At 60.8% G+C, this 18855-nt stretch carries 25 protein-coding genes; 1 reads left to right on the top strand and 24 read right to left on the bottom strand.

Features of this window, described 5'->3' with window-relative positions:
• Window positions 1–406: 406 nt before the first annotated feature.
• The 6 genes from LQR33_RS03145 to LQR33_RS03120 form a co-directional block, all read right to left on the bottom strand.
• Window positions 407–988 (bottom strand): toll/interleukin-1 receptor domain-containing protein, encoded by a 582-nt coding sequence (locus LQR33_RS03145; protein WP_231467554.1) that lies wholly within the window; start codon window positions 986–988, stop codon window positions 407–409.
• Window positions 988–1557: a TIR domain-containing protein gene (locus tag LQR33_RS03140; protein ID WP_231467552.1), complete on the bottom strand. Its 570-nt coding sequence runs from the start codon at window positions 1555–1557 to the stop codon at window positions 988–990. The genes LQR33_RS03145 and LQR33_RS03140 overlap by 1 nt, the downstream gene beginning before the upstream one ends.
• Window positions 1558–1593: 36 nt before the next feature.
• Complete coding sequence (locus LQR33_RS03135; protein ID WP_231467550.1) at window positions 1594–3021, bottom strand: SIR2 family protein; 1428 nt, start codon at window positions 3019–3021, stop codon at window positions 1594–1596.
• Between the two features lie 27 nt (window positions 3022–3048).
• Window positions 3049–3423 carry a TIR domain-containing protein gene (locus LQR33_RS03130; RefSeq protein ID WP_231467548.1) on the bottom strand — a complete coding sequence of 125 codons (375 nt, stop codon included), beginning with the start codon at window positions 3421–3423 and terminating at the stop codon, window positions 3049–3051.
• 468 nt (window positions 3424–3891) lie between these two features.
• Window positions 3892–4407, bottom strand: coding sequence for a hypothetical protein (locus LQR33_RS03125; RefSeq protein WP_231467546.1), 516 nt, complete (start codon window positions 4405–4407; stop codon window positions 3892–3894).
• A 17-nt stretch (window positions 4408–4424) separates the two neighbouring features.
• A complete protein-coding gene (locus LQR33_RS03120) occupies window positions 4425–4865 on the bottom strand; it encodes a lysozyme (RefSeq protein WP_231467544.1) in 441 nt (146 codons plus the stop codon).
• On the opposite strand from LQR33_RS03120, the gene LQR33_RS03115 reads away from it, so the two are divergent.
• Window positions 4843–5151 carry a hypothetical protein gene (locus tag LQR33_RS03115; RefSeq protein WP_231467542.1) on the top strand — a complete coding sequence of 103 codons (309 nt, stop codon included), beginning with the start codon at window positions 4843–4845 and terminating at the stop codon, window positions 5149–5151. The genes LQR33_RS03120 and LQR33_RS03115 overlap by 23 nt on opposite strands.
• Here the strand turns inward: LQR33_RS03115 and LQR33_RS03110 are convergent.
• The 18 genes from LQR33_RS03110 to LQR33_RS03025 all read right to left on the bottom strand — a co-directional run bounded on the left by LQR33_RS03110 (window position 5148) and on the right by LQR33_RS03025 (window position 18855).
• Window positions 5148–5426, bottom strand: a complete 279-nt coding sequence (locus LQR33_RS03110; protein ID WP_231467540.1) for a phage holin family protein — start codon at window positions 5424–5426, stop codon at window positions 5148–5150. The genes LQR33_RS03115 and LQR33_RS03110 overlap by 4 nt on opposite strands.
• 22 nt (window positions 5427–5448) lie before the next feature.
• Window positions 5449–5745: a DUF5658 family protein gene (locus LQR33_RS03105; RefSeq protein ID WP_231467538.1), complete on the bottom strand. Its 297-nt coding sequence runs from the start codon at window positions 5743–5745 to the stop codon at window positions 5449–5451.
• 7 nt (window positions 5746–5752) lie between these two features.
• The gene (locus LQR33_RS03100) at window positions 5753–6316 is read right to left on the bottom strand and encodes a hypothetical protein (protein ID WP_231467536.1); all 564 of its coding nucleotides are present in this window, start codon (window positions 6314–6316) and stop codon (window positions 5753–5755) included.
• Window positions 6306–6545: a hypothetical protein gene (locus LQR33_RS03095; protein ID WP_231467535.1), complete on the bottom strand. Its 240-nt coding sequence runs from the start codon at window positions 6543–6545 to the stop codon at window positions 6306–6308. Before LQR33_RS03095 ends, LQR33_RS03100 begins: the two co-directional genes overlap by 11 nt.
• Complete coding sequence (locus tag LQR33_RS03090; protein WP_231467533.1) at window positions 6542–6904, bottom strand: hypothetical protein; 363 nt, start codon at window positions 6902–6904, stop codon at window positions 6542–6544. The genes LQR33_RS03095 and LQR33_RS03090 overlap by 4 nt, the downstream gene beginning before the upstream one ends.
• 8 nt (window positions 6905–6912) lie before the next feature.
• A complete protein-coding gene (locus LQR33_RS03085) occupies window positions 6913–10980 on the bottom strand; it encodes a TipJ family phage tail tip protein (protein WP_231467531.1) in 4068 nt (1355 codons plus the stop codon).
• Window positions 10971–11354, bottom strand: coding sequence for a hypothetical protein (locus LQR33_RS03080; RefSeq protein WP_231467529.1), 384 nt, complete (start codon window positions 11352–11354; stop codon window positions 10971–10973). Before LQR33_RS03080 ends, LQR33_RS03085 begins: the two co-directional genes overlap by 10 nt.
• Window positions 11355–11369: 15 nt before the next feature.
• Window positions 11370–11846, bottom strand: a complete 477-nt coding sequence (locus tag LQR33_RS03075; protein WP_231467527.1) for a DUF1833 family protein — start codon at window positions 11844–11846, stop codon at window positions 11370–11372.
• Between the two features lie 264 nt (window positions 11847–12110).
• Window positions 12111–12458 carry a hypothetical protein gene (locus tag LQR33_RS03070; protein ID WP_231467525.1) on the bottom strand — a complete coding sequence of 116 codons (348 nt, stop codon included), beginning with the start codon at window positions 12456–12458 and terminating at the stop codon, window positions 12111–12113.
• A gap of 9 nt (window positions 12459–12467) precedes the next feature.
• The gene (locus LQR33_RS03065; RefSeq protein WP_231467522.1) at window positions 12468–15347 is read right to left on the bottom strand and encodes a phage tail tape measure protein; all 2880 of its coding nucleotides are present in this window, start codon (window positions 15345–15347) and stop codon (window positions 12468–12470) included.
• A 20-nt stretch (window positions 15348–15367) separates the two neighbouring features.
• Complete coding sequence (locus LQR33_RS03060) at window positions 15368–15655, bottom strand: DUF1799 domain-containing protein (protein WP_231467520.1); 288 nt, start codon at window positions 15653–15655, stop codon at window positions 15368–15370.
• A gap of 17 nt (window positions 15656–15672) precedes the next feature.
• Window positions 15673–15984 (bottom strand): phage tail assembly chaperone, encoded by a 312-nt coding sequence (locus LQR33_RS03055; protein WP_231467519.1) that lies wholly within the window; start codon window positions 15982–15984, stop codon window positions 15673–15675.
• Between the two features lie 23 nt (window positions 15985–16007).
• On the bottom strand, window positions 16008–16652 hold the full coding sequence (locus tag LQR33_RS03050; RefSeq protein WP_231467517.1) for a phage tail protein: 645 nt from the start codon (window positions 16650–16652) through the stop codon (window positions 16008–16010).
• Window positions 16653–16699: 47 nt separating this feature from the next.
• On the bottom strand, window positions 16700–17137 hold the full coding sequence (locus LQR33_RS03045) for a hypothetical protein (protein WP_231467515.1): 438 nt from the start codon (window positions 17135–17137) through the stop codon (window positions 16700–16702).
• Entirely contained in the window at window positions 17137–17484 is a 348-nt protein-coding gene (locus LQR33_RS03040; protein ID WP_231467513.1) for a DUF3168 domain-containing protein, read from the bottom strand. The genes LQR33_RS03045 and LQR33_RS03040 overlap by 1 nt, the downstream gene beginning before the upstream one ends.
• Window positions 17485–17486: 2 nt before the next feature.
• Window positions 17487–17942 (bottom strand): HK97 gp10 family phage protein, encoded by a 456-nt coding sequence (locus tag LQR33_RS03035; protein WP_231467512.1) that lies wholly within the window; start codon window positions 17940–17942, stop codon window positions 17487–17489.
• Between the two features lie 8 nt (window positions 17943–17950).
• Entirely contained in the window at window positions 17951–18262 is a 312-nt protein-coding gene (locus LQR33_RS03030) for a phage head closure protein (protein WP_231467510.1), read from the bottom strand.
• A complete protein-coding gene (locus tag LQR33_RS03025) occupies window positions 18259–18855 on the bottom strand; it encodes a head-tail connector protein (RefSeq protein ID WP_231467508.1) in 597 nt (198 codons plus the stop codon). The genes LQR33_RS03030 and LQR33_RS03025 overlap by 4 nt, the downstream gene beginning before the upstream one ends.

Below are 18855 nucleotides of genomic sequence, written 5' to 3'. Positions count from 1 at the left end.
GACAATCTCAGAGCGATGCGGCACGTAGCTGATATATTCGAGGTTGGCCATTAAGCGCGCCCTTGTATCACACACAGTGGGACCGCTACTAGCCTGTCAACTTGATATGCTAGCACCCTGTCATCATGCAAATCGCACTACCCCAGGACATATGTTTTCTGCGTTGGCCAATCAGGCAGCGCTAGCGCGCTTTATAGCCAGCATGCAAAGCCATCCACACACGCTATGCTCCGCTTGACTGGAGACAGTGCCATCCGTTCGGCATGGCCAAAACTTGGCGGCAAACCACTGTTTCGAACTGCTCACGCACGTTGTCATGGCTCTCACGTGTAGGTGACAGCGACATAAACCACGTCAGCCCCGGATTTGGTTGTGCGGCCATGGTCTTGGCTACAGAACCTGTTTGTCATTTTCCACGTTCGTAGGGATCTTTGCCAAGAAGCCAGTCATCGAACAGGACATAGCAAGTGGGCGAGGCATTGATCCAAAGCTTTTCTATGGAGCTACCTTTAGTGGGATCCTTGGATACGTAGGGATAGATTCCGAGGTACTCCTGGCCCGCATATTGGTTGGTGTCGGTTCGCGCCACCGGTAGGATAGCCGCTTTGTGATTCTGCCCGTCCTTGAATCCAAGCTCCCACGGCATCCACTTGGATTCGGTGCTGTTGGTCGTTGTCGCGAAAAATAAACTCTTGCAACTCAACATCCGCTGGCGAAGAACATGCGCGGTGTCCTTGGAAACGCTATCGCGGCTCAACTGGCGGTCATGGATCCAGTCTACGTATACTTTGTAGCCCATGTCCTCAAGGGACAGCCAGATCCCAAGTATTAACTCTTGATCGCTCAAGCTATGCGATAGGAAAATGTCGAACTTCGCAACTTTGGCCGAAGCATGGGCCTTTTCGTCCAGCACCTTCGTTGCTGACTTTTGAAGCGTAGTGCCGCGTGCGGCGCGTGCTCGCAGAGTCGAGTCTTTGAACAACCCCATTACGCCACCCACTTGCCGAAATTATTAAAACCATCGTCCTCAACCCAGTCGTAGGTGGAAAACCATGTGCTCAACTGTAGATTTCTGTCACGCTTGTCCACAGCCTGTTGTCTGATCGAAATCTTGCCAAGATCGTCGTAATAGACCCATTTAATTCCGTTCCAAACAGTTGGGGTCCCCGTGCAGCCATCAGCACTGATTTGTAGGCCAAGGTAGTCGAACGGGTTCGGACCCAGAGCCTTCACATTCTTGTGCCTATCCCGGATGTTGTTGATATGAATGCCGAGCAGCGCATTCCCGCGCTCGATGCTCTTCATAATTTCGTATCGCACCCAGCGTCGGGCGTAGGTTTGTGAACCAATGAGCACTACCGTGACGGATGTGCGGTCCAACCCGCCATTGATCAACCTTTTGAGCGCCAGGTCACCTTGTTTTTTCGCGCCTTCCCAAATGGATGCATCGAAGAATCCCCCGTTGTCCGCCTTGGTCACGTTGTGGTTTCGAACAACATTCGCGCGAAAATCGATCACATCTTGATAGTGAAAGCTAAAGAAACAACGCCTTGCCATTCTTTCCCTTCCAACCTAAGCCCGGCCCTACGCCGTTCAGAGTTCTTTAAATTCGTCCACCATCGTCAAGATAGCCTCAACCAGGGGCTCCGTGCCTGCCTTTGGGTTATTGGCGGTTGCAAAAGCTTTCTTAAATTTCTTGGTTCGCCCAGAAAGAGTGCTGGCTAGCTCATTGGCAATTTCTTCGGCGACCCAGCCCGTGGCACCCACTGCTATGATATGCAACCCCTTGGTCCGTGCGATGGCCAGCTCTTCCCTCATGCCATCGGCCGGAATGATGTTTCCGCTGTCATCTCGCTTGTTTCCGAAAAGGAAAATCGCGATACCGGCATTTGCGATCATTTGCTCTCGATGTTGGCGGTACAACGAGCGATCACCCACTGGAAACGGGAAAGCTTGCAGTTGGTTTTGCGATCGCTTCATCGGATGCGTATAGATTTCACGAAGAGCGCCTGCTATCACGGATGGTCCGACACCAAGGCCGAAGCCAGTGACGACGTTGAGCCGTTTGCCGACGATGCCTGCGCTCAACGCTTCGATGAAGCGACCGGCGTCATCAGTCCGCCAAGGCGCGAATTCGTGTGCGCTGCCAGAAATAAATACGGTGCGGGCGCGGTAGCGCGCCTCGACGGCCCGAAGAATGCGAGTGACGTCCGCATACTCGTCAATCATCAGCGCGTGGATGCCGATACGCGCGAGATCCTTAATGAAATAGCTCTGCTGACGCTGGCGGTACTCGAAGAGGGAGAGTTTCTCTCCTTTGCGGCGAGTCTCCCGCCGTAGGATGCAGTAGTGCTGTTTCGGTTGTCCGCGCAGAACCACACGAATTCGACTCATTACGTAGTCAATATTCGGGTCAGTAAAGCTAAACCCCACGAACAGCATCGTTTTCGACACAAGGTCGCCGGTTAGGGCTGTAACGAATGGCTCTCGGTCGAGGAAGTAGCGCTCGTAGTCATCTTTTGTGAGTACCGCCTGGTCTGCGGCGTCAACGTCTCCGTGCATCTTGTAGACCACGGCGTCCCGTCCACGTTGAGTTATCTTCAGATGTTCGACGGTATGTTTGACGTCTACTACCTTGCTAGCGGCCGTGAGCGCCGTCTCGATCATTCGATCGTAGTTGGTAGTCCAGTAGGTTGCGATCGGAAGGCGCGAGAGAATCTGGTGGTTTTCGTTGATCGCGTGATCAGCACTGAACTCGTCAATGAGCTTCTGATTGATGCGCGTTCGGTTGCCCCGTTCGTTCAGGTGGTACTGAGCGATGGCCACCAAGTTCGTCTCGCGATCGACATCAAGGCCTAACTCCTTCGCGATGTCGCGCATCAACTCTGACCAATTGACGTAACCGCTGGCGACCGAAAGCCCCGCACCAGCGAAGATCGTCGCGGTGCCATCAGCGATGTCGTTTACAAAGGAGTTGATGAACGCCTGAATGTCGGGGCTGAATGGGGTAGAAGGTGCCATCACGGCGGACTTTCTCTAACGAAAATGTCAGCCCAACAGCTTTTTGAGGTTTTCCCAGTTCCAGGAATAGAGGCGCCCGGCGTTCGGAACTGCCGTGTAATTGCCGTCTTTGTACCCAATGATCTGTACAATCTTGACGCCCGCCTCACGGGCCATGGCGACCTCCTTGAGCACTCCTTGTGCCTTGTGCGTATGGGCACCGACCATCACGAGAACGATTTCGGCACGCCCGATCGCTGCTCGTGCTTTCTTTTCCCAGTCTCGCTCAGGTGCCGCCTCCTTTAAGGAGTGGTCGACGACATCAAATGGGGAGTCCTCTAGCTTGGCTTGACCCAGGATGAAGTCCTTGAGTACTCGATCATTATCGAAGTCGAAGCTCACGAACACGCGCTTCTTTGCCATATTCACGTCCTTTTCTTCTTTAGTCGGTGGAACAGCCTCAGGTAATGGGCTGTACGGGCTGCCTGTTTAAGAGAACTCTGCCGATAGAGACCCGAAGCGGTAGTGCTGGTTGTTTCCTGGTTCAAGCCCGTTCGAGCTTTGAGACGTGTACATGGCTCTGACGGTACAGGCCCTTCTTTAATCTTTGCGTCGAACCTGCGACCTGATTCGAGCACATCGCCCTTTGGATGTCCATACGTATTTTTGTGCGTCCTATCTGTAGGTAGGCGCCACCACACATGTAGCAGCGTAGTCCTGCCAGCATTCAGGCTTCCATAGGTCATCTTCGACCTCATAGCCAAAGTGCTGGCGGATCTGCTGTGCCGTGGGTGGAGTGAAGTTTACGCACATGCCCGAAGCATAGCACTTCTAACCATGCGAACTACCATCGCGCGGCCGGCTGTTACCGCAGCAGGCCGCGCCGCTTTCTTACTGTGCGCCGGACCCGCGTTTCATGGCGTCGATCGTGCGGGCTTTCTCAGCACTACCGGCCGAGCTGCCGTAGTAGTACTGGATGATGGAGCCGAACGCCGCGCCCAGCGCGCCGACCAGCACCAGCAGCGAATCCCGGCCGTTGGGCGGCAGTTCATGGAAAATCATCAGCGCCATGATGCCGAAAAATCCGGCGACGACGACGGCGGCCAACAGCCGCGGCGTGATGTCGCCGGTTTTGATCTCGCGCTCACGCGCGCTGGCGCGGTCTCCGGCGGCGATCGCTTCCAGATCCCGCTGGTTCTCGAACCCGAGCTCCTGCATTTTCGCCGCGAATTGCTGGTCAGCCTGTTTGACGGCCAGCATCTGTTCCGGCGTCGCGCTGGCCAGCGCCTGTTTGACCGCGTCCTCGGTTTTCTCCGGCAGACCGATCGCGTCGGCCACCGCGCTGACGGCCATGCCGCCGAGCGGGCCACCCAGCGCGGTCCCGATCCACGGCGCTACCGTGCCCACGATTTGTTTCCAATCCATCACAGCCCCTCCTGCGAATTGAACAGCGCCTGCTCCGCCTGGCGGCGCCGGGTCAGTCCTGCCACCACCTGGCCGCCGGCCCGATTCCAACGCAGGAACTGCGCGGCTGCGCCGGCATAGTCGCCCTGGTTCAGCAGGCGCAGCAGCGTGGAGCTACGCAGATTGCCCAAGCCCAGGTTGTAGCTGAAGCTGACCAGCGCGGAGAACTGGTTGGCGTTCAGCGGCACGGTCACCGTCCTACCGACGCCGGCCTCAAAGGTTTCCAGATCGGCGGCCAGCAGCTGGTCGGCCTGCTGTTGGGTAATGGCCATGCCGGCCTTCACCTCCGGGCCGGTATGGCCGTAGCCTATGGTCCAGACGCCCACCATGTCCTGATAGGCAGCGAGGCGGACACCCTCGAATTGCTTGATCAGGCTGATGCCTGCTGTGTTGGTCTTCATTGCATCTCCAGAAATGGGAACGGCCCGCGCAGGGCGGGCCGAATGGTCAGTTGCCGGCATTGCCGCCGGCTGGCAAAACAGAGTATTTCAACTGCTGGGAATTCCTATGCGAGCGCTGCCATTCGTGCTGTACGGCCTGGCCATAGCCGTGGGGCTATATTTGCTGGCGGGCTGGGTAGCAGAGAAAAATGATCCAGCGGCATGCGTGCCCCGGGCAGATCAGAAAATCGACCCATTTTCACCAGCCTGCGTTGAACAGCAGATTCAATCCAGGCTGCAGGATTAGCGCACCAGCGTATCCGCCCGTCGTCGGAGCCACGCCTCCAGGTACTGCGCACCGAGGATGCCCAGGCCGGCGCCGATGCCGACGAGCGCCGGCAGGGGCAGGTTTGGAAACTGCATCAGCGCAACCCCAGCCACCGTCGACGTCGCGCCGCCGAGGATCGCGCGGCCGACGGCCAATCGGGTGGTGATCTGCTCATTGCTCACCAGCAGTTTGCCCAGCCCGATCAGAGCGCCGACCACCAGCAGGGCCAGCAGCCCCTTTTCGTGTTCCTGCATATCGCCTCCCTCCTGAAATGAATCAGGGCCGGTTTTTCCGGCCCTGATGGATTGCTCTTGCGTTGTTGATCAGCACCGCGGTGTATATCGCCACGAGGACCACGTAACCCGGCCATGGCGGCCGCAGCCACCAGCACGCGGCCAGCAGCGCCAGCTTGGTCAGCAGCAGCGTGGGCAGGACGCCGATGTAGTTCATCAAATACGCTAGCCAGCCGTTGGCCTCGCGGCCGATGCCGGAGCGCAGGGCATAGCATGTACTGGCAACGTCCAGCAACTGCTGGATAGCGACGATAATCATCAACAAATAGAGTTTGCCCATACGGCCCTCACAGATCAGTCATCGTTGGAATTCGCCATTTCTGGCCGTTACTGAAAACATGTGTAGGCCCGTTCGGCCCATCCGTGATATATGCAATTCCACCAGGGGCGGAACTAGGAGCCGGCAGAGTTGAGCGAGTGAACTGTCGGTTGAATTGCATACGCTCCTCCAACCAGTTTTTCAAACCAAAACTCTCGACTCCACCGTAGCTGTTTCGCCAGATGTCACCCTGGATATCTCCATAGCAATCGATTCGACTAGCAGACCCGCCGCCGTTGGAATAAATCATCATCGACTCGGGATAGATACGAACGGTCCCTCCCGCAAATCCACGTCCCACATTTACAGCAACAAACTGACTGCTCGGCCCCTCGTAAATAAAATTTGTTCGATTAACCGCATTGGCAATCGATTTCCACGACGGAACCTGTCGCGTGCTGCCGTCCTCGGCGACAATAGTCGCTGTGTCGGCATTCTGATCAAACACGCTCCAGTAGCTGCGCGCAGCGACATACCACGCCTGCTGCATTTTCCCCAGCTGTGCCGACAGCCCAGCCCAATCATCCGCCATTCTCTGCCCCCTCCAATGAATCAGCCCCGCCGGTTTGATCCTGGCGGGGCTTCGGGAAATTTGTTTTTACGGCCCTGATGCGATCCAGCATCTGTCGCATCTCGTCGTTGAGCAGCTCCGGCGGCAGGCTCGCAACCCAGCGCCAGAGGACATCCCACTGATCGCCCAGCGGCGGATACTGCGCCGCGCGGGCGGCGCGGTGGTCACCGTGGTGATGGATCTGCATCATGTCACCACCTCGAACGTCGCGGACTGCATCGGCCAAGCCTCCACCTGTATGTGATGCCGCCCGGGCAATGCAAACGACAGCTCGCACTCGGCGTCGTCGCAGTCATACAGCGTACCGTCCAGCATCAGCACGCAGGGCGCCGGCAGGTCGCGCAGGATCATGCCGTCCAGCCAGGCTGGATTCGGCGGCCGCGTCTCAATCACCCCGTCGCCGCGGACATACTGCGATAGCGGGTCAGCCTCGCCCTGCAACAGCAATTTGCCCAGAGCGAACTCGACCTCGACGTTCTCCCGCGATGCGATGCCGGTCTGCAAAATCCGGCCGGTGTCGTCGTACTCGATGATGTTGATTTTCTCCATGATTCCTCCTATCGCCGGAACAACACCGCGCCGTAGCGAATCTGGCCCGATGTATTGCTCTGGTGTTGGACCGGCATGTTGACGCCCACAGATACCGTTTCGCCGGCGGACACATCCAAAACCAGCACCCCGCTGCGGCCGCCAAGCGGCGTATTACGGCCGCGGGCATACAGATATGCGGTTGCAGTTACCGGGTCGTCAGCGAAAACGAGCAGCGTTCCGCGATCCGAGCAGTAGAACGGGAAATTCATGTCGAACCGAGCCGCCCCTGGCACGACTGAGATTGTCCTCGTGTCATTTTTACTGACCGCCTCGCCCTTAATCTGGAACGTGTCCACCGACAAATTCCGGATATAGGTCGCGTCTAGGCCATTGGCGTCGACCACGACATTGCCGTTTCGCGTGATGCGCAGCCCCTCGGTATCGATCTGACCGACCGTCAGCTTGCCTTTGATGTAGGCAGCGCCAATTCCCGTCATGTCGACCACGACATTGCCAGCCGCGTCCCTGATCGTCAGCCCGCGGGTGTTGATCTGTGCCGCATCGATCGAACCGTCGGCAATGACCCTCCGACCGATGATCGAACCGTCGGATAGCATATCGCCGGCAATCGCCAGTGCCGGCCGCCCGTTGATGCTGGCGACGATGAACACCTGGCGCGAGCCGTTGCCATCCGGTTGAGAGATCACCAGCCGGTCACAGAGAAAATCGACCGCGCTGCCGTTCGGGTCGGTCCTCAAGCCGATGCCGGCGATTTTTCCGGACGAATTAAGCTTGATGATTTTCTCGGCCGTTATGCCGTCTACCGTCCTACTGACCTCCTGCAACGATGCTGTATGACCGTTGACGGTGGTCTGCATCGTCCCGATCCGCTCCGACAAAGCACCATCCTCGCGCACCCGAGATTTCGACTCCTCTATGATCCCGGCGGCGTTGTCTTTTACTTTGGCGGCCAATAGCACCCGTTCGTTGGCTTCCTGCGAAATAGCGTCACCCAACGTCGACAGCTGGCGCTTGGCGAACGCGTAGTGGTTGCCCTGCGTGCTGCGGATCTCGTCCGCCGTCAGTATCTGCTGCATCTGCGCCTGGATCAGCGAGTTGACGCTACCTTGGACGCCCACGGCCTGCTCGATGGGCGTCCGCAGAGACTCCTGCAACTGCGCGCTGGTGAGGCTGTTTTTCAGTTGCTCCAGCAGCAGATCCACATTGTGCACGGCCTCTGCCCGCGCCGAGACGGCCTCGCCGACGTTGCCCCAACTGTCGACGATGCGCAGCTGGTACTGCACCACCGTGCCAGCCATCAGGCCGAGGTGCGTGTACACCGCGGCAGGGTAGGCAATGTCGGCCAGTTTGACCCACGTATTGCCATCAGTGCTGGCGAACAACTGCGCGCCGCGCAGGTCGGCCCGGTCCGGGTAGCTCCAGCGCAGCGTGATCTGCATCATCTCGCCGGTCGCCGTGAACGCGGTCGCCACCGGCGGCGGTGTGGCGTGCCCTTTGATGGTCAGCGAGGCCACCGCCGGCGCCGAGATCGTGCCATCGGCAAACACCGCCGACACCGACACCTCCAGGTCCTGCGGGTCCGCATCCCAGCTGTACGACGTGTCCGGCACTACGGCGGCCTGCCACGCGCCGCCGGCGCGCCGGTATTTCAGCTGGTAGTTGATCGCGCCGCGCAGCGGCGGCCAGACAGCCGTGACAACCGCGACGCGACGGCCGTCGCCGGTCACCCGGCTGGACTCCGACAGCCGCAGAAAACCCAGCGCCGACGGCAGGCTGGGAGCCTGGCCGCCGCTGCTGAAATCGCCCGACTCGGCGGCGTAGTACGACGGGTTGTCGTCGATCGCCGTGAATTTCACGCCGTCGCCGCTGGGTTTGACGTCGACGATTTTGACGCGCCGGCCCGGCTGCGCGCCGTTGTCGTAGAACCACATCCAGTCATACGGCACGCTGTCGGGTGACTCGTCCGGCACCGGCAGCGGGCCGCCGGCATCCGACGCCGGGATCAGGTCGCGCAGCTGCAGCGTGTCGCTTTCGCCGCTGCCGGTTTTGACCCGGTAGGTCGCATAGCGGCCGTCCGGAAACCGGATGCCGACCCAGCCGCTGGCGCCCAGCGGCACGGCACGGTCCAGCTGCAGCTGGCCGCGGCTGCCGGCGAGCAGACGGCCGGAGTATGCCCAGCTGGCCAGATCGTGGCTCAGCAGCACCACGTCGCCGCGCGTCGCCACCAGGCCCTCGAAATCGGTTTCCCAGCTGACGCGCCGGCGGTGATACAGCTGGGAGGCGGCGATCAGATTAGCCTCGCGGCCGGCCATGCTGACGTCGCAACAGCCGACGAAATCCAGCGTCACGGGATTGGTCGGCGCGATGACGCCGGGAACAGATACCCGCACCTGGTCGAGTTCAAACCCCTTCGCCGGGTTGCTGAAATTTACCACCACCTCGTCGGCAGTCTGTTCCGTGGTGTACTCGATCCGGAACGAGCCGGCGCGGATGTTGGCCGGGCCGAATACCGCCACCACCGGGAGGTCCGCCGCGTCCCAAATCACCCCGAGTTTGCCTGTCTGCCAGGTGTAGCGCGCGCGGCCGCAGCGGGCAATCATCGTCAGCACGTCGGCGATGCTATAGGCTCGGTCCAGCACCAGGCCGACGCTCAGTTTTTTGGCGTCACACCAGGCGGCCCAAACTTTTATCGCATCGATGTCGATGCGCGCGTCCGGCAGCCCGGCGCCGTACATCCGCCGGCCCTGAGCATCGAAACCACCGCGGGCGAACCACAAATACCACCATGCCGGGTTTGTCGTGGCCTGTGTCGCCCAGCCGCTGCCGGTCCACACCGGGCAACTGGCCACAGCCATCGCCGACAACTCGTCGACGGCGCCGTTCAGCTGGCTGCTGGCGCGGATTTTGAGCCCGACGCGCCGCTGGCCGGTGTAGTTGGTCGTGTCCTGCCGGTAGGCGCGCAGCCCAGCCAGCGCGAAATCGTTGCGCTCGCGCGAGCTGCTGATGTCGCCGCTGGTTTTGCGGACGCGGATCTCATACTGCGCCGACGGCAGGTCCTGCCGCAGCGTCTGACGAACCGGCGTGATGCTGTTGCCGGTCAGCCGGTATTTGCCATATTGATCGCCGCCGTAGGGCTGCCATTTCCCATCCGGCACACTACGAAACTGAATCTCGGTATCGACGTTGCGCCAGTCCATGCCGCCGCGGTCGTTGGCGTAGTAAGCCACGCCCTGCAGATCCATGCCGATGCCGACGGTATCGCGCGCTAGCTGGCGCACCACCCAGCCGTCCGAATTTTTGACCTCGCGGCCGGTGTCGGTATCGACGTTGGCGAACACGCCCGGCAGTCGGCCATCACCGCCCGCGGAGATCAGTTCGACGCCCTGGTAGACGCCGATCGGGGTGTTGCCGATGCGGTAGTCCGTAAGTTGCAGGTCAGGCTGCAGGCCGAAATGATAGACCTGATACAGATATTGATCCTGGCCGGCAAACTCCGTGAACGGGTTGCCGCCGGCATCCGGCACGAACCGGCGCTGGCCGATCACCAGCGGCATCGGCGCGTAGGTGCGGGCGCGGTTGCGTGCGCCGGACAGTGCGTAGTTCTGGCTGATGTTGCTGTCGCCGCGGCCGCCGGCGCCGGCGATGTCCGGCATCGGCGGCGGCAGCAGCGCGTTGACCAGCATCGACCCGCCGATCATCACCGCAGCGCCGGCGGCGGAGCCTGCGAATTGAGAGCCGAAGAAAGTGCCAGCTGGGCCGGCCACGTAGGCTGCCGCAACCATCACTGCAACCATGGCCACTGTTCGAAGGACTTTGCCTGCGCCGCCACCGCCGCCGGCGACCACGGCGCGCACCTCGACAAAATCGCCGCGGCGCAGGCGGTAGCATTGCCAGTTCGGCAGCGGCCTGCCGTTGACGCACACCGCCAGCGGCCCGCGGTCGACCTCGATCCGCAGCCGGCGCAGGTAGCCGCCCAGCGTTTCATTGCGGCGATGCGCCTCGTAGATCACTTGCCGGCCGGCTGCGGTCAGCGGGTGCGGCGAATGCACCAGGGTCGGACGTTTCACAGCCATTCGTAAAATCCCTCCACGGTGTAGCCATGGCGTGCTATGTCGCGCAGGCGCTGGCGCAACACGAACCCGGCGGCCTCATCTGCATGCAATACCCACCACTCGCCGGCCAGCTGGCACATCACGCCGATGTGCTGGGCGCGGCCGCGCGCAATTAGCAGCACCGGTTGGGCATCTACCGGCGCATCAATGCGTCGGGCGAACTCGCTCTGGTGCTGCTGGATCTGCGCATTGCGGCCGAACGGCCCGTCGCGGCGAGCGCCCGGCAGCTGGATATCCACACCCAGCACCTCGCGCGCAACGTCGCAGGCCAGCACGGCGCAGTCGGCCGTGCCGGGCTCGTAGTCGCGGCCGACATAGCAATCAGACCAATGCATAGGGAAACCTCAGAATCAGAACAGTGCCGGCGCGGTGTCCGGCGTGTAGTAGCGGGTGACGGCAGGTTGATTGAGCAGGTCGGCGTAGCCGAGTGTGGCGCCGATCTTCTGCCGGTCCATCGCCAGCCCGCTCATGTCGATCGTGATGTCGAATTCGATCACGCCAGGCGTCGAACGCATCACATGCAGGATGCGGCAGGTGGCACCTACGCCGCCCCCGGACTGCTCCAGCCATTGCGTCAGCTCGCGGCCGATGTTGTCGATCTCCAGCCGCGCCTGCGGCAGCTGGTTGTCTGAGTCATCCGGCAGCGTGAGGTCGAACGCGCAGGCCGTGTATTCATCGCCGGCGACGACGATGTTCTGCGTGTCGCCCACGATCCGGACCGGCACCGCCAGCAGCGGGTGGCGGATTTCCAGCAACGTCAGCAGGATGTCGTCCGCACTGGTCGCGTTGAGCTGCTCGCGGGCGTGTTGGGAATAGGCTCTGGCCATTCGGCCCTCCAGAAAGCAGAAACCCGCCAATGGCGGGTTCGATTATCTATGTCTAATTAGCAGGATGAGGGCGTAGATCAAAGCCAAAATGCAACATAAGGCCAAGATCAAAATTCCATCCTGTCTAGCATCGGGGCTCATTTGATTAACGATAATCATGAGCCATGCAATATCACTAATAGTTTTCATGCGTCACAATCCTTATATGGTTTGTGAGCACATTTTCCTTACCAACTGATGTGCGTTCCTCCTGTGGGATTTCCGCTACCCGATGGTCTCGATGGTGGCAGACGCTGTCCATGCATCCGGACCGGCCGGCCGAAACGTCAGTGGCTCGGTGAATCGGGCGCGCAGCGGCTTGCCGAACAGCGTCACCGTGAACCAGTCGGCGCCGCCGTGAAGGTCCGCGCCATACCAGCTGTCGAATATCACGCGGTTGCCAGTTCCACCAATCAGCAGCGTGACGCTGCGGCTGACGATGGGGAGAGACCACCGGGCCCGCTGTTTCGGCATGCCGCCGTCCATCGAAGACCTTTGCAGGCCGTAGTCCGATTTCTCGCTGTAGCCGTCAAGATCGATCAGTACAAACGAAGGAAGGGCAGGGGTGACCATGCGTTCTCCTTATCCCCCTCGGCGCAGGCCGTAGGCGTGTTCCATCGTAGATGAGATCGGCCCGCCGCGGCGCATGTCGGTCACGATCAAATCGACGATCGCATTGCCGAACTGATCGAATCGCGGCTTCCCCTGCTGCTGGGCCTGCAGCGGCTGGCTGCTCTGGTTGATCACGTTGACCTGCACATCCACCGATGGCGCGCCGCCGCCAGCCGAGCGCACGCCCAGCCTGCCAGATCCGTCGCGCGTCAGCGGCATGATCGCCTCTGGCCCAGCCTCACCCATTACACCTAATCCGGCCCCATGCGCAAACGCGGTTGGCCGGGAGACGATGGAGTTTGTAAACGCCGCGCCATTCGCGAACATCTGGACACCACCAGACCAAGCACCGCCTTTTTCTTGGAAAACAGAGGCGAACATGCTCGGCAGTGCTTTCGCAAGAGGGCCGGTGATACTCTGACGGATCTGGATACGGATCATGTCTTCGATGATGCTGTTTGCCAGGTCTTTGAAATTCAACTTCCCCGTCATAACGAATTGAGTAAGCGAGTTTTCCATACTATCGAAGGCATTGCTGAATGCCGCCTGGGTCTGCGACGCAACATCTCTGGCGCGGTCTGCGTAGCTATCCAATGCCAGCCTGGCGCCAACCGTCCAATTGCCGGCCATGGACATCTTGTCGTCAACCGCTTTGACGGCATCTGCCGCTTTTTGAGCGCCGGTGGTCTTCACGCTTTCAATCTCTTGCTCAATCCGGGTGACGATTTCCCCGCGTGCGCCTTTGGCCGCTGGCGTGGATGCTGCAGCCTCATCTGCCTTGGCTTGGTTCAGCTTGATCTGCAGGTCCAGCAACAAACGCTTGGTTTCCAGCTCCGCCGCCCACTGCGCCTGGGCGCGGTCGCGCTGACCGGCTGATAGCGTCAGGAATTCCAACTGCTTGGCCATGTCCTCGCGCTGTAGCTGCATTTCGCCGATGCGGCGCTGGTCGGCCTCGTCCAGGCTTTTCTGGACGCTGATCCGGTCCTTCAACGCGGCGGTCAGCTCTTGCCGCTGGCCGAGCTCGTCGGCCAGGCTGGCGCGCAATCGCAGATTGGCCTTTGCCGCCTCAGTGGTGGCCACGCTTTCCTGATAGCGGAACTTCAGCGCCAGCTTGGCACCTTCGGTCATCTTGTCGTAGGCGGCGCCGTTTTTCCCCATAGCCTCGGCGATCTGATTTTCGGCGGCGATACGTGACTGCAGGTCGGCGATTTCGCGGTCCTCCTGCTTGCCATAGGGCGATTCCTTGCGGGGCTTGTCGCTGTATTTTTTGATGATGTCCTGGCGCATTTTGGCGACAGTGGCGTCATCGTATTTGTTGCCTAAACCGGCAGCACGGGCAGAGGTGACCAGCCTGTCCAGTTCTTCCAGCTCGTGCTTGATCTTTTCCTTGCCAGTGCGAAGCGTGTCGAGCTTTTTCTCCAGCTCCATGTTGGCCTGGGTGCCTGCCTTTTGGACGGCCTGTTGCTCCGACTCCTTTGCCGCATTGACTTGCAACATGCGAATGTCGGACTCCAAACCGGCCCGTTGGTTGTACAGCTCCTGCAGCCTCTCTTTGTTGAATGACGCCCAGTACTTGTTCCCTTTGCTCTCGCTCTCCAGGTGGGCGATTTCGTCGTTGACGAGCTTCAGGTTATCGCCCAGCTCCGGCGTGCGACCAATGCTCTTTACGGCATCCCAATAGCTGCCTACTTTATTGATTAGGGAAACCCAAGCTTTTTCAATTACACCAAGGCTTTGCAGTGACACTTCAGCGAAGTGCTGGGAAATGATCACCGATGCGTCGTACTTGGCTTGCTCTTCACGGCCGGCTTCTTTCAGAGCGGCAATATGTTCGAACTGCGCAGCGGTCAGGAAACCGAATCTTTCATTCATTTCAGCCAGCTTCTTTACATCGCCGCTGATGGCCTCTTCAAAGTCTTTGGCTGCCTTGGTACCTTTCTCTCCGGTGGCTTCTGCGTATGCCTGGGCGGAGGTAGCAATATTTTTCAGCGTTTCACCGGCCAGTTTGCCGCTGCCAATCAGCGCCATCATGGTTTCACGGCTGGACCCCAAGCTGGTATTTGATGACATGGCAACCGTCTCTGCCATTGAGCGAAAAGACTCTGCAGTCAGGCCCGCGGCATTGCTCGTCATGGCAAGCGTCATGGCAAGCTGGCGCGTCTCTTTATGACCTGCGTAGGCTGCATAGCTGAACGCGGCAACTGTTGCAGTGGCAATGGTGAATGGATTTATCAGACCGAGAACGTACGACCCCATAGCCTTGACTGCTTCGCCGGCACTTCCAAACATATCCTTGATCTGCCCGCCCTGCTGCATAAAAACCATCATCGGACTTTGGCCGCCGGCCAGTGAAACCGCGATGTCGGTGAACTGCGCCGGCAGCATCCGCATGGCGTTGGAAAGCTGTCCGGCGCTGATGCCTGCATTTTTTTGACGGGCGGCGACCAAGTCCAACTGCTGGAGATAAGGCTCCAGCTGAGCCACATCCAGGCCGCGCTGGCCAGCCAGCATACGGAAATAGTCGGAGCTGGCCTTGCTGCCCACTTCCATGCTGACCGTGGTGCGCTGGATCGCGCTGATCATGTTGCGGGTGGCCGCTTCCATCTTGCGCGCCGCGGCGTCGCCACCCTGGCCAATCTGCTGCACCTTGGCGCCGGCCACCTCAGCCGGCTGAGCTGCCTCTTTGAGACTGGCCAGGCTTTTGCCGGTAGACTCGACCGCCTTTGACGCTTGCTCGGTAGTCCTTTCCAGACCACCCAATGCTTGGTCGATCTTGGCGATAGACGCAGTCGCCCCCGTTTCCCGGACCTCAAATTCGAGGATGCCGCGGCCGATTTGTTCGTTTGACATGCCCCCATCCTCGCTTACGTTTACTGCATCAGCTCAAGTACCGCCGCTTCCATCACTTGCAAGTCGGCTTCCATCTGATCGAACCCTTCCGGGTTCAGCCCTAGCCGGTCCATCATCCGGTACAGCACGTTGTAATCCAGGCCCACCGCGCCGCCAAAACCTACCCGCCACTGCGTGCTCATGCGGTTGAGCAGTTGGACGGCCTGCCAGTTGTCTGGCCAGACATCCACATCCTGCTGCTGACCCAGATCTGCAGCGGTCAGCCCGAACGCCTCCAATTGGGCGGCGTCGGGCTGGCGCTCATACATGGCGCGCGCGGCGGCAATCAGTTTTTTTCGCGGAGGCCCGTCAGCTCGCGAACGTAGGTATTCCAGATGGCCAGCGCGGCGCCGTGGTGGTTCTCCAGCAGCTGGCGCACGTTGTCGGGCGTCCACGCGTCCACCAGATCCCAACCGGTGGCGATTTGCTGGACCAGTTCGAGATCCGGCGTGGCATCCAGCTTCTCGGCCAGACTGCGCAGCTCGGTTCTGGTGTGATGTTTGAAGGTGAGCACCACCTCCGCGCCAGCGCCGCCGGGCTGCGGGATTGAAACGGAGGCGGGGAAGGTGGGCGCGGCGCCCAGGGTGAGTTTTGCCATGGTCGTTTCCTATGCGTGGTTGATTAGTAGCGGGTGGCCTTGCCGAGCAGCGAGAGGGTGACTTTTACCGCCATCACGCTGTTCTGCGACAGCTCAGGGGTCTCGTTGAACGAGACGTAGCAGTTGTAGAGCACGCTGCCTCCATTGGGCAGACTGAGCATGATGGCAGTGGGTTTGCGGCTGGCGTCGGCGGCGCGCAGCACGGGGTAGCAGGGCAGGGACGGGTCATCGGCCATTTTCAGGGCAATCGACATGGCTGACCTGCCGTTCGGGATCTGCTGCTCTTCGTCGGACTCCAGGAACTGGAACGTGGCGAACTTCGCCTCGCCGCCGCTGGTATTGAAGTCGAGTACCTGGGGCATCGGCGTCCAGCCGGTGATGGCCCGGGCGCTGCCCATGCCCAGGCCGGCGCCGAACAGCTTGGTATCGCTGGTATCCATGCCGTCGATCTTGAACGAGTCGGCTACCGGAGCAGCGCCGACGCGGGCGATGCGGTTGTTGAGGCGAGCCCAGCCGCTGGTCAGTTCGATGATGTCGCTGGCGGCGAAGCCGTGCGCGGCGGCGCTGGCTACGGCCGGATTGGCGTTGCTGAGCGCGGTGATGGCTTTCGCCGGGCCGTAGGCGCTGGCGATCTGCAGCGTGCTGCCGCTGGGGAGGAAGACCGACATGTCGTGTCCTTTCAAATAAAACTGCCCGCGCGCGGCGGGCGAGTGGGTCAGGTTGCGGTGATGGGCGGGGCGGTTAGCGTCAGCGTGAATCGGCGTGCCAGCAACGCGTCCGGCGACCGGCCGCCGGCGGCGCGGGTGGTGACCAACGCGGTGAACCAGTACGTGCCGTTGGGCTGCGCCATCAGGAATGCCGCCGGGCCGCGCTGGTTATAGGCCTGCATTAGCAGGGTCTGGCCAGCATCGGTCAGCTGAAGCAGGTCGATGTCCTGCTGAATGGCGCTGCGCCAGGTTTTGGTGACCAGCGGGTAGTCCCGGTTGGCCAGGTTGTTGGTGGTGGTCTGCCACTGCTCGGCCATATCGCCCACTGTTCGCACGCCGCGCACTGCTGTGAATGCAAGCGCGCTGAAGCTGGCGGCGTCCAGCGTGGCCGGCAATGCGAGCGATATGGCCAGCGTGCTGCCGACGGCGAGTGCTGGCTCCGGCATCATGGGTCTCCCTTGAAGTAGAAGTCCTGCTGGGTTCCGCGCAGCCCCAGCGCCTCTTCGTGGAGGGCGACAGCGCCGCCGGCGATGGTGCCAAACAGCGGCGCGCCCACCAGCAGTCGCTGCGCGTCGCGCTGCAGCTGGGCGGCCTGCAGGCGAGAGTCGGACCAGATAGTGATCTGTATCCGCGGCGACACCGTGCTGCCGGCCCCCTCCAGAAACTGCACCGGGATGCCGCCGACTTGCTGATACAGGATGTAGGGGAGAGGCGTTCCTTCCGGTGCGGTATCCGGATACACATTGCTGTCCACCAGCGGCGACAGAATGCTGAAAAGTTTCTCTTCCAGCATGCTCAGTCCTCCTGCAGGCGTTGGCGCATTCGGTCGCGTGCGGCGTCCAGCGCGGCTCCGATTTTGGCGTCGTAGGCCGGTCTCAAGTAGGGTTTGGCCGGCACCCACACCGGCTTGGCCAGCCGCTGCTTGGTCGGCACCCATTCTCCGGATTCCAGCTGCACGAATTTATTGATGCGCCAGTGGCCGAACTCGATCAGGTGCCAGTGCTTGGCGATGCGCTTGCGGACGCTGATGACGTAGACCTGCCGGCCATCTACTGAGCGCTCCGGAATGTATGCACGGTAGACGTTGCCTTTGAGCTTGCCTGTCTTCTCCGGCACGCGCTGCAGCACTTCGTCGTAGAGCACGTTGGCGCCGGCTGCCGCGCCGGAAAGCATTACGTCGTCCCGTAACTTGGTCTGAAATTCTTGCAGGCCGGCGGTGATGCTGCTGCGATCGAAGCCAATTTTCAGCATGGGGCCTCCTACTTGTTTACCTTCACCGCGACGTCCAGATACTCACCGCTCTGGTCGGGCAGTACGGCGGAAATTTCGTACACCACGCCGCCGAAGCGGACGCGCATGCTGGCGGTGACAGGTCGTTTCCGGATGCGGATGCTGGCGACGCTTTCCTGCTGCTGGCGGTCTGCGCTGATGTACTCGCGGCCGCTCACGAACAGGACATTGGCCCAGACTGCAGGAAGGTCCTGCCAGGTGTTTGTCGGCTGACCGGCCGAATCCCGGCCCTTGATTTGCTTCTGGAAAACGATACGCTTGTCGAGTCTGCCCGCCCTCATAGCACTACCTCATCCACCATGTAGGGCGTCAGCAGTCCATCCACGAATCTACGCGGCAACTCGGTCAGCGTGGCGCCGGCCAGCAGTGCCTCGCGATGCTCGTAGTAGGTGCCGACCATGAACAGCAGCCATTGGCGGACATCCTCCGGTATGGCATTGCCACTCTCGGCCAGGCCGGCCCGGTAGTCGATCTGGATCGCATCGGGCAGGGCATCCGCCACGGGCCACGCACCATTACGTGGCCTGACCTGCAGCAGCGGCCCATCCGCCAGCGCGACAAAGTCGCCCCACGGCTGATGCTGGCCGCCCTGCGCCACCCTGATAGCGGAAACCACCATGGCGCCAGCAGTTGGCAGCGACAGCCAATGCATGCGCGGCCACTCATCCAGCGTCAGTCGGTAGTCGGCATTCAGCAGCGGGCCGCGGATTTTGCCTTCGCAAGCGCGAACCGCGGCGCGCTCCAGCCGCTGCAGCAGCTTGTCTTCTGCTGCGGCATCTTCGGGTGTCCATCCAGCATCGATCCGGCACTGCTGCCGCATCTCCTCGACAGTCAGCACCGGCCCGTCATTCCGTCGAATGAGCGTGGCCGGCAT

Source organism: Chromobacterium piscinae (assembly GCF_021129175.1).
Taxonomy (GTDB): domain Bacteria; phylum Pseudomonadota; class Gammaproteobacteria; order Burkholderiales; family Chromobacteriaceae; genus Chromobacterium; species Chromobacterium piscinae.
This window is presented reverse-complemented; position numbering and strand designations above follow the sequence as displayed.

Excerpts from the sequence above, each read along its gene's own strand:
- LQR33_RS03045 (WP_231467515.1), bottom strand. The coding sequence starts at position 17,137 with ATGCCGGAGCCAGCACTCGCCGTCGGCAGCACGCTGGCCATATCGCTC.
- LQR33_RS03065 (WP_231467522.1), bottom strand. The coding sequence starts at position 15,347 with ATGTCAAACGAACAAATCGGCCGCGGCATCCTCGAATTTGAGGTCCGG.
- LQR33_RS03025 (WP_231467508.1), bottom strand. The coding sequence starts at position 18,855 with ATGCCGGCCACGCTCATTCGACGGAATGACGGGCCGGTGCTGACTGTC.
- LQR33_RS03060 (WP_231467520.1), bottom strand. The coding sequence starts at position 15,655 with ATGTATGAGCGCCAGCCCGACGCCGCCCAATTGGAGGCGTTCGGGCTG.
- LQR33_RS03085 (WP_231467531.1), bottom strand. The coding sequence starts at position 10,980 with ATGGCTGTGAAACGTCCGACCCTGGTGCATTCGCCGCACCCGCTGACC.
- LQR33_RS03055 (WP_231467519.1), bottom strand. The coding sequence starts at position 15,984 with ATGGCAAAACTCACCCTGGGCGCCGCGCCCACCTTCCCCGCCTCCGTT.
- LQR33_RS03075 (WP_231467527.1), bottom strand. The coding sequence starts at position 11,846 with ATGGCCAGAGCCTATTCCCAACACGCCCGCGAGCAGCTCAACGCGACC.
- LQR33_RS03115 (WP_231467542.1), top strand. The coding sequence starts at position 4,843 with ATGCCTGCTGTGTTGGTCTTCATTGCATCTCCAGAAATGGGAACGGCC.
- LQR33_RS03080 (WP_231467529.1), bottom strand. The coding sequence starts at position 11,354 with ATGCATTGGTCTGATTGCTATGTCGGCCGCGACTACGAGCCCGGCACG.
- LQR33_RS03090 (WP_231467533.1), bottom strand. The coding sequence starts at position 6,904 with ATGGAGAAAATCAACATCATCGAGTACGACGACACCGGCCGGATTTTG.
- LQR33_RS03145 (WP_231467554.1), bottom strand. The coding sequence starts at position 988 with ATGGGGTTGTTCAAAGACTCGACTCTGCGAGCACGCGCCGCACGCGGC.
- LQR33_RS03070 (WP_231467525.1), bottom strand. The coding sequence starts at position 12,458 with ATGGTCACCCCTGCCCTTCCTTCGTTTGTACTGATCGATCTTGACGGC.
- LQR33_RS03130 (WP_231467548.1), bottom strand. The coding sequence starts at position 3,423 with ATGGCAAAGAAGCGCGTGTTCGTGAGCTTCGACTTCGATAATGATCGA.
- LQR33_RS03100 (WP_231467536.1), bottom strand. The coding sequence starts at position 6,316 with ATGGCGGATGATTGGGCTGGGCTGTCGGCACAGCTGGGGAAAATGCAG.
- LQR33_RS03135 (WP_231467550.1), bottom strand. The coding sequence starts at position 3,021 with ATGGCACCTTCTACCCCATTCAGCCCCGACATTCAGGCGTTCATCAAC.
- LQR33_RS03030 (WP_231467510.1), bottom strand. The coding sequence starts at position 18,262 with ATGAGGGCGGGCAGACTCGACAAGCGTATCGTTTTCCAGAAGCAAATC.
- LQR33_RS03105 (WP_231467538.1), bottom strand. The coding sequence starts at position 5,745 with ATGGGCAAACTCTATTTGTTGATGATTATCGTCGCTATCCAGCAGTTG.
- LQR33_RS03140 (WP_231467552.1), bottom strand. The coding sequence starts at position 1,557 with ATGGCAAGGCGTTGTTTCTTTAGCTTTCACTATCAAGATGTGATCGAT.
- LQR33_RS03040 (WP_231467513.1), bottom strand. The coding sequence starts at position 17,484 with ATGCTGGAAGAGAAACTTTTCAGCATTCTGTCGCCGCTGGTGGACAGC.
- LQR33_RS03050 (WP_231467517.1), bottom strand. The coding sequence starts at position 16,652 with ATGTCGGTCTTCCTCCCCAGCGGCAGCACGCTGCAGATCGCCAGCGCC.
- LQR33_RS03110 (WP_231467540.1), bottom strand. The coding sequence starts at position 5,426 with ATGCAGGAACACGAAAAGGGGCTGCTGGCCCTGCTGGTGGTCGGCGCT.
- LQR33_RS03120 (WP_231467544.1), bottom strand. The coding sequence starts at position 4,865 with ATGAAGACCAACACAGCAGGCATCAGCCTGATCAAGCAATTCGAGGGT.
- LQR33_RS03035 (WP_231467512.1), bottom strand. The coding sequence starts at position 17,942 with ATGCTGAAAATTGGCTTCGATCGCAGCAGCATCACCGCCGGCCTGCAA.
- LQR33_RS03095 (WP_231467535.1), bottom strand. The coding sequence starts at position 6,545 with ATGATGCAGATCCATCACCACGGTGACCACCGCGCCGCCCGCGCGGCG.